Here is a 12548-nt window from a genome sequence, read left to right as displayed (position 1 = left end):
CAGCGGCCTGGCCAGCAAGACGAGCCGACTTGGACAAGGCTTGACCGGGCGTGAGACCCCGTTGACCAGCGGCGCTGAGCGGACCTTCCGGCTTGATCTTCGGATGGTGATCTCTGGGGTCTGACCTGACAGTGGCGGCCTAAATGATCTACCGCGATACACGGTCCGTACACAAGAGCAACCACCGAGCAACCAACCATGATCAACAACGCGATCCGAGGCTGGCGAGAACCGAGAAATCCCAGGTCGAACGCGGTTTTGGAGAGTAGGGCGGGTGGGACTTGAACCCACGACCCACGGATTATGAGTCCGATGCTCTTGACTCCTCCGCCGAGTCGCCGGCATCCGGGGCTTCTGGCTGATCGGATACGCGCGGGGATTGTTGCTGGCGTAGGAGGGCGTGGGCGACGGCGGCGGCTGTGACGGCCTCTTCGCGTTGCTGCTGGGCGGTTTTCAGGGCGTTGGCGAGGTCGGTGAGTTCGGTGCGCAGTCGTTCGGTCTCGCTCAGGGACGCGGTTCTGGATTGGTCGGCGAGGGTGCGGGCTTGTTCGGCCACGGCGGCCGCGGTGACCGCTTGTTCGCGCTGCTGACGTTCGACGATCAGCGCCTCTCGTAGCCGGTCGGCTTCCGCCGCGTGCGCTGCGGCGGTGCCGCGGGCCTGGTCGCGTTCCTGCTCGGCCCTGCGGGTCTGGACTTCCTGCTCCTGGAGGTGGCGGCGGAGGTCGGTGAGGTCGTGCTGCTGGACAGTGGCCTGGCGTTCCAGGTCTGCGATACGGGCGGTCGCCGCGGTGTGCAGCTCGGTTAGTTCGGCGGTTCGGTGGCGGGCGGTGTCACGGTGCTGCTCGGCCTGGCGTTGCCGGCCAATGGCTTCGGTGGCGCGTTGCTCGGCCTGAGAACGTGCGTTCTGGTGTTCGCCCACCTGGCGCCAGGCGTCCTGCTCGCGTTCCTCGGCGCGGTCGCGGGCGGTCTCCGCCTGTTTCTGCGCCTGTTCGGCGGCGGCGACATGGGCGGCGGCGGAGTTGGCGATCGCCGTGGCGCGCTGATCTGCCGCCGCGGCTCGCTGGTCGGCCGCTGCTGCGGCGGCGCGGGCCTCCTCGGCTGCCTGCTCCGCGGCCTGGACCTGTGCCAGGGCGCCACTGCTCAGCTCGGTCAACTGGGCGCTCAACGCAGCCTGGGCAGCCTGCCACTGCTCGCCGGCGGCCAGCAGCGGGCCGAGGAGACCTTGGGCGCGCAGCAGCGCGTTCGCCACTGGTGCGGCGTGGGAGGCGGTACGTGCCCGGTAGGCGGCGGCACGGCAGGCGTCGCTGCAGTACTTGGCGCGGCTGCTACGTCCGGGGAGGGCGTTGGCGCAACCGGGCCCGGCGCATCGCAGTTCCTCGGCCGTCTCCATCGTCTCGTCGTGGAGGGTCAGCTCGTCGCCCTCGGCTGATGAGTCGGCTGCCGCAAGTTCCTGATCGTCTGCCACAGTCAGCCAGACTAGCGTTCTTTGCGAACGAACGTACCTGTTACGTACGAACGCAAACGCAACTGCCTTCACGCCTAGCCCGTGATAACCTTCCTTATCGCGGGTCAGAATGTGGCGCCGGATCGGCGCCGGAGTGGGCGGGGGACAGGCGTGCACGACGAGCGGGAGACTTTGCCGACACCGGCCGCGCAGGAGCGGCCGCCGATCTTCGCGCCTCCAGAGAATGCGGCGGAAACCGGCGGGCACACCGCAGCCGACTACACCCTCAGCGCGGCCACTCAAGCCCGAATCGCCGACGGCGTCCCAGCCAACACCCGCCGCGCCTACGCCCGCCAGTGGACCCTCTTCACCGCCTGGTGCGCCGAGCACGGCCGCATCGCGCTGCCCGCCACCGCACACACCCTGGCCGAATACACCTCCCAGCTGTGCGAGGCCGGCCAGGCGCCGGCCAGCATCGAGCAAGCCATCGCCGCCGTGCGCACCATGCACCGCCTGGCCGGACACACCGGACGGCCCGCCACCGAACCCGCCCGCCTCGCCCTGCGCGCCTACAAACGCCAGCGCGCCGAATCCGGCGGCCGCGGCCAGCGCGAGGCCCCGCCCATCACCATCGACGCGCTGCGCGCCATGGTCTCCGCCTGCGACCTGACCACCGCGATCGGGCGACGCGACCGGCTGCTGCTCGTGCTCGGCCTGGCCCTGATGGGCCGCCGCAGCGAGCTCGTCGCCCTCACGCGGGAGGACGTGCGCGAGGTCGCCGACGGCCTCGAGGTGACCATCCGCACCTCCAAGACCGACAAAGACTCGACAGGCGAGACCATCGCCATCCCGCGCGGCACGCACCCGCTCACCGACCCGGTCGCCGCCTGGCGCGATTGGCTCGACGATCTGGGCCAGGCCGGACAAACCACCGGAAGGCTGCTGCGCCGGGTCAATCGGCACGGTGGCCTCGGCCCCTCGCTCGGCGCCGACGCGGTCAACACGATCGTCCGCCACCTGGCCGTACGCGCGAACGTGCCCTACGCCGACACCGTCACCGCGCACAGCCTGCGCGCCGGCGGCGCCACCGTCGCCTACGCCGCCGGCGTCCCGGTCGCGGTCATCGCCAAGCATGGCCGCTGGGCGCCCGCCTCACCGGTGGTGTTGCGGTACATCAGGGCCGTGGACCGTTGGCGGGACAACGCCATGCGCAACGTGGGCCTCTGACCAGCCGGCTTTGCGGGCCCCGGCACCGCGGCCGAGCAGGCGCGAGCGGAGACCCGCGCGGCTCGCGACACCCCGGCGCCGCCGCCGCTTCGAGGACGAACGCGACCGGCTACGAACGCAGGACGACCAGGCCCGCCTGGGCCAGGCCACGGCCGAAACCCGCCTGGAGATGGCCAAGCGCGAACTGCAGATCCTGTGTTACGAGCTCGCCGCCGCTCAGGCCGCCCGTTGCAGACTCCGCTGATGCCCTTCGGTCAGGTTCATGAGGTCTGTTCACCGGAGGGCCGGCGAATCCGAGACGGCAACAGTGGCCGCGAGCCCTCCGGCGGCAGCAACCCCACTCGGGTGGCACCGCGGGGTGCCGGTAGGAATCGTGTCATGAGCCCCGAACGGCGTTGATCTGCAGAGAGCTGCAAGGCCGAGGTTGGCCTGAAGGCCAACACAGGCGTCCTTCCCAAGTCGGAGATCGTCGGTGGGGAATCAGGGTTTCGGTAGGGGACAACTCCGACGCCGTACCGCCCTCTCGTGTCGGATCTTGATACGGCGGAGGCCGAGAGCCGGACTCCGTGAATCGGAGGAGCAACGTGAAGGGAAGACGCGCCGGCGCGGCCGTCCTGGCCTGCTTGACCGTGTCGTTGCCGGCAACGCCCGCCGTGACCGCCACCGCGGCGGCAGAGGCGAGCCCGAGCGGCCGGCCGAGTTTGCAGGCGATGCTGGACAAGGTCGTCGCAGGCGGTGCGGTCGCCGCGATCGCCGAGGTTCGCGACGGGGACAGGACCTGGCGAGCCGCCAGCGGCAAGGCGAAGATGAACCATGCCCAGCCGGCCCCGGTGGACGGGCGCTTCCGGGCCGGGAGCGTGACCAAGTCGTTCACGGCGACCGCGGTGCTTCAACTGGTGGGCGAGGGAAAGCTGCACCTGTCCGACAGTGTGGAGCAGTGGCTGCCGGAGCTCGTGGACAAGGGCGCCGACATCACGATCAGGCACATCCTCCAGAACACCAGCGGCCTTCCCGAGTACTCGACGGGCATGATGGACGAGGCAGGCATCCCCAAGGAGCGCTACCGCACCTGGTCGGCACGCGAACTGGTGGAAAGAGCGGAGAAGCTCCCGCGCGACTTCCCGCCCGGGTCTGAGTACAGGTACTCCAACACCAACTACATCGTGCTCGGCATGCTGATCGAGAGGGTCACCGGCAGGCCGTACGCGACAGAGATCAGGGAGCGGATCCTGCGGCCGCTCGGCCTGCGGCACACCCGCCTGCCGGGTGCCTCACCGGAGGTGTACGGCCCGCACGCCCACGGCTATGTGCCGGTCACCAGGGGTGGCAAGGTCGCCCCCGTTGACGTCACACGGTTCAATCCCACGATGGCCGGCGCGGCGGGCGAGATCATCTCCACCACCGGGGACATCAACCGGTTCTACCGCGCACTGTTCCAGGGCAAACTGCTCCGCCCTGGTCTGCTGAAGGAGATGAAGGATCCCGGCACGACCGAGGGGTACGGGCTGGGGCTGGAGCTGGCGCCTCTTCCCTGCGGCACTGCGTTCGGCCACGGCGGCGGCGCCCCGGGCTACCTCACGGTGGCGTTCAACTCGGCCGACGGTTCGCGACAGGTCACATTGTCGATCACCCCGTTCTCCGGCGACCCTCACCAGGCGGCCAAGACCCTGCTGACCTCTGCGTTGTGCCCTTAGAGAGCATCAAGGCTGAGGTCTTGGCGGTGAAGGTGGTGGGCTACTCCCACCGCTGTCGCTCCTGGCGGTCCAACTGCCGTGATCGGGATATCTCGTGGCACAGCCCCAGGCGCGCCCACCGTCACCCCCAGAGCGGGGACAGTCACATGGCTCGGGCTCTGAAACTCTCCAGTGCCCTCGCCGCCGCGGCCGCCGTCGAGCAACTTTCACCAGGTTGGTCGCGCCTTAGCGGCTGCGGTTGGCGGGGACTTCGAAGATGAGTCCGAGACCTTCCTCTTCGTCCCAATCTTCGCCAACCTGGACGAAGCCGAAGCCGGCGATCGTGGCCAGGGACGCCGCATTGTCGGGACTGATCGTCGCCCGTACGGTCTTGACCTCCAGTTCGGCCGCCGCCCGACGCAACAGCTCGATCAGGATGGCTCGGCCGTAGCCCTGGCGGCGGAAGTCAGGAGCGACGGCGTAGCCGATCTCCACCATGCCCGCCTCATCGGGCGGTCCGTGAAACCCGGCATGACCGATGACGACACCTTCAGGCCCGGTCACCGCCTGCCGCGCCATCCACCGCGCGTGGCGGGGATCGGCGGCCATCTGGTCGATCCGAACCTGCCACAGCCACCGCGCTCTATCTGTCACGAAGTACTCAGTCAGCGCGACCCCAGCCGTGTCGCTGGCCGCGGGCAGATCCCCATCGAGCAGAGCGGACATCGCAGCGCTCGACAGCTCGACAAAGCGCACATGCTTCGAACTGGTGGGGAACGATGTGTGTCGATCGGCCTCATCTGTCACGTGCGGATGATCGCACAAACGTCTGACAGACGCCCAACGAATTTCGGACGGTGACCGGGCAAGATCGGCTCCGGCGGGGGTGCGGGCCGGCGAGCACGGCTCGAGACGGACCTGAACGTGGAGACCAAGTCTGTCGATTCCCGCGGCGCCTCGCTCATCGGGTTCGGCATCACCCGGCTGTTGAACTTCGACCTCATCACCCGGTTCAAGCAGATCAACGTGATGAAGGTGCACCTGCCCCCGCCGCACTGCTGATGGTCAATGTGCGGGAATCCTCTTACCGCAACTCAACCGCGGGTCTCACCGTCGTGCGCTCCACCGGCGTCACCAACGCCCGCAAGATCAGCACGGGCGAGTACTGCATCGAGCTCGACGCGGACATCAACGCCGCCAAGACCGTGCCCGTCGCCACCCCGCGCTCGCCATCCATCTGGGAAGCCGCGATCTTCATCGACAACAACACATCCACGTGCGGGGACCGTTGCTTGTGCGGCCGCCTTCTCTGGCATGCCGCCGAATCGGAATGGCGTGTCGGCAACAGCGGATCGCGGGGAAGGGTGGACCAACCCGGCAGTCCGGCTCGGGCTCGATCCTGGACAGGTCCTCCAGCCAGGCCCGCACGGTGTCGACGGCATCGGGCGAGGGGGCGGGGGTGGCCATCAGGAGTAGCCCTCTTCGTCAGCCGGGCCCTCGTGGGCATCGGCGTCCGGCGGGGTTTCGGTCCGAGGCCGCCCGCACCCTCAAGATCGGCCGCTCCACTGCCGGCCCAGCGCTGAGCAGCGGCCCTGTTCTCGCGCGGCGCGTTTCTGCCGGGTTCCGGGGCCCGAAGCTGAACGTCGAGACGATCCTGTGCCCGGCCCGCCGCGGGCGTTAGGCGTCTCGGCTCACGATGCCGTAGTCGACCTGGGTGAAGAAGCCCAGGAACTCTGCGAGGGTCAGGCGGAACGTGCCGGTGTCCGTCGCCGCGTCGAGCTTCTTGTCCAGGTTGGGGGAGTTCTTGTGGTGGGGGTTGATCAGGGTGATGGTCGATGCCCGGGTGTCGAGCGCGGCCAGGGCGGTGGCCATGGCCGCGAGGTTGTTCAGCGACCCGCCGCGCGCCGGGTTGGTCTCGTAGTCGGGAGCCGGCCAGTTCCCGGCAGGCTGGAGATCCACGGCGCCGATCATGTAGGCGTGCCGGGCGAACAGGTACGGCTGCGACGCGGGCATGCTCACCGGCGGCGCCAGCGCGGCGAGGAGCTTGACGGCCCGGCTCGCCCATGGGGCCTCTGACCGGCGGGGGAGCAGGTCCTTGATGACGGCGGCGCACGCGTCCTGGAACTTCGCGTCGGATTCCAACGGGGTGAGGCCCTCTTCGCCCGCCTTTATGGCGGTTTCTAGCTTCTCGACGATGACGGCGAGAAGCGGGTCGAGGCGCTCGAAGTCGTCGAGCCGGGCATCACCGAGCTGCTTGCGGAACAGGTCGACCAGTTGCCCGCCGACGTCGCGCCAGCTGATGGCCGCGGTGGGGATCGCCAGGCAGGGCGAGGGGTTCGCGGCTTGATGACCGACCATGAGCAGCAGGTTGAACAGCTCCGAGCTGGGCCGGTCGAGGGAGTCGGGTGGGCGGGAGATCGACTTGTTCAGATTCGTCACCTGGACCGAGCCGCTGCGCCGGAAGCGATGGCCGTACAGGCAGGAGAGGATGGCGTGACTGGCGACGCTGCCGTTGCTGATGGCGACGTAGCCGTTGACGTCCTCGTCGGGGGTTTCCTTGTTGGCGAAGAGGCCGTGAGCGCCGGCCAGGACGGCGTACGCGCGCTCGACGATCGGCACCCACATGGCGGTGCGCAATTTGTAGGACTTCTCCAGGTACTCGTCGCCCGGATCGTCGTCGGCGCCGAGCGTCCTGCGCCGCCGGTGGACGGGCTCTCCGATCTGGACCCGGGCGCGGGCCCCCAGGAGGGCGTTCTGGTTGCTGTGCGGGAAGATCAGGGTGTCCAGCTTGACCTGCTGGGGCACGCGGAACTCCTGGTTCTTGTCCTTGATCGTGCGGGTGAAGGTGACCACGTACGTGTCGTCGTCCTTCTTGACCATCCGCCGGATGTGGTCGGGGTCATGCTGGGCGATGGCACCGAGCAGCGACAGCAGGAAACAGTCGCCGAGCTCGCCCTGGCGTACGTCGTCGGGGCTCGGGCCGCCCCCGAGCCAGAGCTCGTTCTTGGCCGTCAGGGTGACCGTCGTCGGCAGGTTCACGCCGGAGACGTCGTTCATGGTCTCCAGCACCTCGTCCGAGGGATGGGTGTACAGGTTGCCAGGCTTCGCGGGCGTGGGCACGTCGATCATGCGACCGTCCTTGGTCGCGAAGACGTTCGGCGGCCCGAGCACGATCGCCTTGCCGACGGCGCCCGGCGCCGCCTCCTTGTCCAGGCTGGGCGACGCCTGTAGCGAAAACTCGTCGATGGTCACCTCGAACGCGGCGGAGATGTCGAAATAGTCCGGCTCCGCGTGCTTCGACATCGCCTCCACGTACGTGTCGACCATCTGTGTGAACACCGGCTGGATCACGACGTCCGGGAGCGTGTTCAAGACCTTCTCCCGATCCGCCTCCGTGCACTCGGCCCACAGTCGCAGCAGCTTCGGCCAATCGCCCAGTCTCCCCTCCGTGGCGAAGTACAGGACGGCCTCCTCGGCCACCGCCTGGGCGAGACGCGGCCGTAGGATGATCTTCTGGAGCTCTTCCGGGGTTTTGACGCCGATCAGCTTGACCAGGTCGGCCGCCCTCGCGACGACGGTCTCGACGACGACGGTCTCGGTGCGTTTGGTCTTGGCCAGCGGCTCGATCGTGCTGAGCGGCTCCTGGCCGATGACCTGTGCCTGGTGGACGACGAACGCGGTCTCCTCGACGACCGCCACCGTGCCCTCATCGTCGCTGTCCTGATTCTCCGCCCTGACCTGGGCGCCGCCGGGCTGGACCTGATCGCCGGCCCCGCGCTCCGGGGACGGCCACCGGCGCGCCGACTTCCGCTTCGGCCGCTGGTTGAACTGCTTCATCGGTTCACTCCTGTCAACGCGGCCAGAAGGAGGGGAAGGCATCGCAAGAATCCATCGCGTCCCAGCCCGCGTCAATACGGATCGCGTGCAGGATCGGGGACGTGAACGCCGCGACTGTGGTCCTCCGGTGGCCGGCGTTCGGCCGCGCTGATCACGGGGACGGCTGTCGCACTAAAAGGCGGTGGGCCGCTCGGACAGCCAGCGAGACGCGAGATCGGTGACGATCGCTCCGCCGCGGTCGTTCAGGTGCACGTGGTCGACGAGGAGGTCGCGCCCGCCATGGCAGGCGATCTCGTCCCAGCTGCGCCCGAGCAGGTAATGCTGGGCGGCGATGGCGAAGGCCAGCGGGAAACTGAAGGCGTACGGCTGCCGTCTGCCCTGTGTCCGCAGGTGGTCGGCCATACGCTCATGCACGGGCAGGTACTGGACCTGTGCCCGGTGCGCGATTTCCTTGATCGCGGCGTTGTGTCCGGCGAGCGATCGGTTGATCGTGGTGTCCAGGTCCTCGCCGAGTGGCGGCAGGGACATCACGGCGATCCGCGCGGCGGTGCGGGCCTGGATGCGGGCGATGATCGCGCCGAGGTTGGCTCGGTAGCGCTCCAGCGCCACGCCGTCGCGGACGTCGTTGGTGCCGATCAGGAGCAGGACCGCGGCCGGCCGGCATGCCAGGATGTCGGTGTCGAGGCGCTTTAGCAGGTCGGCGGTGGTGTTGCCGTTGATGCCCGCGTTGACGAACTCGTAAGCGCGGTGCTCGGGCCGTGCGCGCAGGGCCGCCACCCAGTCCGCGCCGAGCGTGCCTTGGGTCATGCTGGCGCCGGCCGCGACCACGCGGGGGCGCTCGCCCGGCGGGCCCTGAGCGCACAGGTCGGCCGGAGGAAGGTGAGATGGGCCACGGCGCCGGTGCCGGTGAGCACGACGGACACCAGCAGGATCACGGAGATGACGATCCGTCTTCTCATGGTCAGTACCCCAGGCTGATGCTGTGGCCGACGGTGGCAGGGTCGGCGAGTGCGGCAAGGATGGCGTGGGCCAGGTCGGCGCGGGCGATGGTGATGCCGCGGCGCACGTTGCGGTCGATGGCGGTGCGGTAGGGGCGGCGCTCGCCGTCGGTCAGGCGCGGAGGCCGCATGATGGTCCAGTCCAGACCGCTGGAGAGGACGGCCTCGTCGGTGCGGGCGAAGTCGGCGAATCCTTCTCGCAGAAGACGGCGTAGCAGGGGTTTGACCAGGGCTCGGTTCAGCGGCCCGTCGCCCTCGTCGACGATGTGCCCGCTGGCGGTGACGACGATCAGGCGGCGGGTCGCGGTGGCTCGCATCGCCGTCATGATCGCGCGGGCGCCGTCGGCGCACACCGACCCGCCCGCGCCCGGCCTGGGCCCCAGGGTGGACACCACGGCGTCCTGGCCGGTCACGCCGGCGCCGATCGCGTTGGCGTCCGTCAGTTCAGCGGTCACCACGTCGAGCCCGGGGCGGTCCGGCCGGCGCAGCCGGGTCGGGTCGCGGACGATCGCGGTGACGTGGTGGCCGGCGGCGAGTGCCTGGTCGAGCAGCTGCTGTCCGGTGCCGCCAGTTGCGCCGAAAAGGGCGAGTTTCATCAGGGACTCCCGGTTAGTAAACGCTCGCTAACTGATAGGGTGACGTTAGTGAGCGTTTACTAACTACGTCAAGTCGCGAAGGAGCAGCAATGGGCACCAGGGACGCGATCCTCGACGCGGCCGCCACGGTCATGGCGGAGCAGGGCCTGGCCAACGTGACCACGCGACAGATCGCCCGCACCGCCGGATTCACCGAGGCCGCCCTCTACAAGCACTTCACCAACAAGGCCGACCTGCTCGTCGCGGTGATGCGCGAACGCTCACCCGGCTTCGGCCGGCTGGCCGAGGTGCTGCACGGCAAGGCCGGAACCGGGGACGTCGTGGACAATCTCACCGCCATCGCCACGGCGGCGATCACCTTCTACAGCGGCGGCTTCCCCATGTTCGCCTCGATGTTCGCCGACCCTGCCACCCTTGCCGCCCACAAGGCCGAGATCCGGCGCAAGGACGTCGGCCCCCACAAGGTCAACGAAGCGATCGCCGCGTACCTGCGCGCCGAACAACAACAGGGCCGCCTGAACCCGGACGCGGACGTCCGGGCCGCCGCCGGTCTCCTGGTCGGCGCCTGTTTCCAGCATGCCTTCCTCGGCCACATGTCCACCCCCGCACGCTCCGACACCCACGAGGCGGCCGCCGCTTTCGCCCGCACCCTGTACGAGTCCCTCGCCCCCTGAGATCGGGCGCTGGGACAACCCGATCTCGGGGCGCCCAGGACGTGTGGGCCGCCGCTCAGCGCTGTCGAGCAGGGAGTCCGATGGCCTGGGCCCTCCCGCTCGGGTCCGTGAGATCGCCCTCGTGCAGAGAACGCCGCCGGCGGACCATCCACTTGAGGAAGGAGGCGATCGCGGTTGATGGCCCATGGGATCGACCAGTCCGGGCGCCGACCTCAACCCAGCGGCCTGGACGCGATGCGCGTGAGTCGGCGCCTAACGTTCGCCCGGAGTGACAACGCCGGATTCGTACGCCAGTACCACCGCCTGGACCCGGTCGCGCAGCCCGAGCTTCGTCAGGATGCGCCCCACGTGGGTCTTGATCGTGGTCTCCGACAGGAACAACTCGACTCCGATCTCGGCGTTGGACGCGCCTCCGGCCAGGCTGAGGAAGACTTCACGCTCACGCTCCGTGAGCACCTTGAGCACGGCGTCCGGGTCGGTGTCGGCCTTGGCGACGAGCCGCCCGATGAGCCGGCGGGTCGTGGCGGGCGCGATGATCGAGTCACCCCGGTGCACGTGCCGGATCGCAGCGATGATCTCCTCACCTGGCGCGTCCTTCAGCATGAACCCGCTCGCACCGGCGCGCAGCGCGGCCAGGGCGTGCTCGTCGAGATCGAACGTGGTCAGCACCAGCACCTTCGGCGGGTCGTCCAGCCGCTGGATCTCCCTGGTGGCGAGGACACCGTCCATCCGGGGCATGCGGATGTCCATCACCACCACGTCGACGTGCCGCGACTCCAGCGCCGACAGGGCCGCCAGGCCGTCAGCGGCCTCGGCGACCACCTCCATGTCGGGCTGGGACCTGACGACCATGGTCAGGCCGTTGCGCAGCAGCTCCTGATCGTCGACGATCATGATCCGGATGATGGGAGACTCCTCGGCTCGTAAGGCAGGGTGGCCGACAGTTCGAAGCCGGCGCCGGGGCGTCTGCCGGCCTCCAGGGTGCCTCCCACCATGCTGAGACGTTCGCGCATCCCGGTCAGCCCGACGCCGGCCTCTCCGGCGGGCGGGCCGGCGCCGTCGTTCGTGATGGTGATGTGCAGTCTGTCCGCGCGCCAGGCCAGCGTCATGTCGGCGGCGGCCGTCGCCCCCGCGTGTTTGATCACGTTGGTCAGTCCCTCTTGGACGACACGATAGGCGGTCAGGTCGACGGCGGGGCGCAGCGGCCGGGCGTCCCCGACCTCCTGTACGGCGAGCCGGACGCCTGTGTCGCGTACCTGGTCGAGCAGGTCGCAGAGATCGCCGAGGCCCGGTTGCGGAGTGGTGCCGCCGTCGGCGCGCAGCACGCCCAGGAGCCCGCGCATGTCGCGCAGGGCCTCGCGCCCGACCCCGGCGATGGTGGCGAACACGTCCGCCCCGGGCGAGCCTGGGGCGGACAGCCTGCCACCTTCCGCCTGGCTGACCATGACGGCGAGCGAGTGGGACACCACGTCGTGCATCTCGCGGCTGATGCGGTCGCGCTCCGCCCGCGCCGCCTCCTGCCGCTCCCGCGCACGGTCGGCCTCCGCGCGCTCGGCCTTCGCCCTGAGCTCGGACAGGAACAACACCCGGATCCGGCTGAGGCGGCCCAGCGACCACAGGCACGCCGCTGCGGCGACCAGGCCGACCGACAGCCCGATCCGCCATGCGACCAGCTCGTAGGAGCCCGACGAGCCGCCCCATGAAGCCGGATTCCACAGGCGCGCCAGGACCAGGGCCACACCCGTCAGGGCGACACCCAGACAGGCCAGGCTGGGCAGCAGGCCGAGCCGGCCGCAGGCCGTGTAGAGCAGCAGCCCGAAGACCAGCGTGCTCGGCAGCAGCACCGCCGGATAGTAGGCGCCGCCCGGGTCATGCAGGGGCGGGAGTGCCACCAGCAACAGCATCGCCGCGGCGGCCACGCCGTACGCCACCAGCGGGCGCAGCCGACGCGGAACGACGCACCCATGCAGCACCAGCAGGCCGAGACCCGCGAGCAGGCGGAGCGGCAGAGGACTGTCCGAGGCCCGGAGCAGGCTCAACGAGACCAGGCCGAGCGGCAGGAAGAGCAGCACCGCGAGCAGGGCATCGGTGCTCACCTG

14 protein-coding genes are annotated in these 12548 nt (G+C 69.4%); 5 read left to right on the top strand and 9 right to left on the bottom strand.

Going from position 1 to position 12548, the window contains the following annotated elements:
* Positions 1 to 301: 301 nt before the first annotated feature.
* A complete protein-coding gene (locus ACIA8R_RS33550; protein WP_397041952.1) occupies positions 302 to 1465 on the bottom strand; it encodes a hypothetical protein in 1164 nt (387 codons plus the stop codon).
* A gap of 150 nt (positions 1466 to 1615) precedes the next feature.
* On the opposite strand from ACIA8R_RS33550, the gene ACIA8R_RS33545 reads away from it, so the two are divergent.
* From ACIA8R_RS33545 to ACIA8R_RS33535, 3 genes are all read left to right on the top strand, one after another.
* On the top strand, positions 1616 to 2671 hold the full coding sequence (locus tag ACIA8R_RS33545; protein ID WP_397041951.1) for a tyrosine-type recombinase/integrase: 1056 nt from the start codon (positions 1616 to 1618) through the stop codon (positions 2669 to 2671).
* Positions 2672 to 2681: 10 nt separating this feature from the next.
* The gene (locus ACIA8R_RS33540) at positions 2682 to 2915 is read left to right on the top strand and encodes a hypothetical protein (protein WP_364101466.1); all 234 of its coding nucleotides are present in this window, start codon (positions 2682 to 2684) and stop codon (positions 2913 to 2915) included.
* A gap of 340 nt (positions 2916 to 3255) precedes the next feature.
* Positions 3256 to 4365, top strand: a complete 1110-nt coding sequence (locus ACIA8R_RS33535; protein WP_397041950.1) for a serine hydrolase domain-containing protein — start codon at positions 3256 to 3258, stop codon at positions 4363 to 4365.
* A gap of 225 nt (positions 4366 to 4590) precedes the next feature.
* Here the strand turns inward: ACIA8R_RS33535 and ACIA8R_RS33530 are convergent, their stop codons facing one another.
* The gene (locus ACIA8R_RS33530; RefSeq protein WP_364101460.1) at positions 4591 to 5151 is read right to left on the bottom strand and encodes a GNAT family protein; all 561 of its coding nucleotides are present in this window, start codon (positions 5149 to 5151) and stop codon (positions 4591 to 4593) included.
* A gap of 63 nt (positions 5152 to 5214) precedes the next feature.
* Here ACIA8R_RS33530 and ACIA8R_RS33525 point away from each other — a divergent pair, with 63 nt between their 5' ends.
* Entirely contained in the window at positions 5215 to 5406 is a 192-nt protein-coding gene (locus ACIA8R_RS33525) for a Tn3 family transposase (RefSeq protein ID WP_397042034.1), read from the top strand.
* Positions 5407 to 5428: 22 nt separating this feature from the next.
* Here ACIA8R_RS33525 and ACIA8R_RS33520 read toward each other — a convergent pair whose 3' ends face one another.
* From ACIA8R_RS33520 to ACIA8R_RS33500, 5 genes are all read right to left on the bottom strand, one after another.
* Positions 5429 to 5620 carry a hypothetical protein gene (locus ACIA8R_RS33520; RefSeq protein ID WP_397041949.1) on the bottom strand — a complete coding sequence of 64 codons (192 nt, stop codon included), beginning with the start codon at positions 5618 to 5620 and terminating at the stop codon, positions 5429 to 5431.
* A gap of 401 nt (positions 5621 to 6021) precedes the next feature.
* Positions 6022 to 8181, bottom strand: a complete 2160-nt coding sequence (locus tag ACIA8R_RS33515) for a hypothetical protein (RefSeq protein ID WP_397041948.1) — start codon at positions 8179 to 8181, stop codon at positions 6022 to 6024.
* Between the two features lie 171 nt (positions 8182 to 8352).
* Positions 8353 to 8988 (bottom strand): SGNH/GDSL hydrolase family protein, encoded by a 636-nt coding sequence (locus ACIA8R_RS33510; protein ID WP_397041947.1) that lies wholly within the window; start codon positions 8986 to 8988, stop codon positions 8353 to 8355.
* Complete coding sequence (locus tag ACIA8R_RS33505; protein WP_397041946.1) at positions 8985 to 9140, bottom strand: hypothetical protein; 156 nt, start codon at positions 9138 to 9140, stop codon at positions 8985 to 8987. Before ACIA8R_RS33505 ends, ACIA8R_RS33510 begins: the two co-directional genes overlap by 4 nt.
* A gap of 2 nt (positions 9141 to 9142) precedes the next feature.
* A complete protein-coding gene (locus ACIA8R_RS33500) occupies positions 9143 to 9775 on the bottom strand; it encodes an NAD(P)-dependent oxidoreductase (RefSeq protein ID WP_397041945.1) in 633 nt (210 codons plus the stop codon).
* Positions 9776 to 9864: 89 nt separating this feature from the next.
* Here ACIA8R_RS33500 and ACIA8R_RS33495 point away from each other — a divergent pair, with 89 nt between their 5' ends.
* On the top strand, positions 9865 to 10449 hold the full coding sequence (locus tag ACIA8R_RS33495; RefSeq protein WP_364101439.1) for a helix-turn-helix domain-containing protein: 585 nt from the start codon (positions 9865 to 9867) through the stop codon (positions 10447 to 10449).
* 252 nt (positions 10450 to 10701) lie between these two features.
* Here ACIA8R_RS33495 and ACIA8R_RS33490 read toward each other — a convergent pair whose 3' ends face one another.
* Both ACIA8R_RS33490 and ACIA8R_RS33485 read right to left on the bottom strand, forming a co-directional pair.
* Complete coding sequence (locus ACIA8R_RS33490) at positions 10702 to 11343, bottom strand: response regulator transcription factor (protein ID WP_364101436.1); 642 nt, start codon at positions 11341 to 11343, stop codon at positions 10702 to 10704.
* Positions 11340 to 12545, bottom strand: coding sequence for a sensor histidine kinase (locus tag ACIA8R_RS33485; protein ID WP_397041944.1), 1206 nt, complete (start codon positions 12543 to 12545; stop codon positions 11340 to 11342). Before ACIA8R_RS33485 ends, ACIA8R_RS33490 begins: the two co-directional genes overlap by 4 nt.
* Positions 12546 to 12548 lie beyond the last annotated feature (3 nt).

Source organism: Nonomuraea sp. NPDC051191 (assembly GCF_044455665.1).
Classification (GTDB): Bacteria; Actinomycetota; Actinomycetes; order Streptosporangiales; family Streptosporangiaceae; genus Nonomuraea.
The sequence above is the reverse complement of the archived record's forward strand: the minus strand, read 5'-3'. Positions and strand labels throughout refer to the sequence as shown.

What these genes read in the sequence shown, in the direction of transcription:
- ACIA8R_RS33515 (WP_397041948.1), bottom strand. Translation starts at nt 8,181, where the DNA reads ATGAAGCAGTTCAACCAGCGGCCGAAGCGGAAGTCGGCGCGCCGGTGG.
- ACIA8R_RS33510 (WP_397041947.1), bottom strand. Translation starts at nt 8,988, where the DNA reads ATGACCCAAGGCACGCTCGGCGCGGACTGGGTGGCGGCCCTGCGCGCA.
- ACIA8R_RS33505 (WP_397041946.1), bottom strand. Translation starts at nt 9,140, where the DNA reads ATGAGAAGACGGATCGTCATCTCCGTGATCCTGCTGGTGTCCGTCGTG.
- ACIA8R_RS33500 (WP_397041945.1), bottom strand. Translation starts at nt 9,775, where the DNA reads ATGAAACTCGCCCTTTTCGGCGCAACTGGCGGCACCGGACAGCAGCTG.
- ACIA8R_RS33495 (WP_364101439.1), top strand. Translation starts at nt 9,865, where the DNA reads ATGGGCACCAGGGACGCGATCCTCGACGCGGCCGCCACGGTCATGGCG.
- ACIA8R_RS33490 (WP_364101436.1), bottom strand. Translation starts at nt 11,343, where the DNA reads ATGATCGTCGACGATCAGGAGCTGCTGCGCAACGGCCTGACCATGGTC.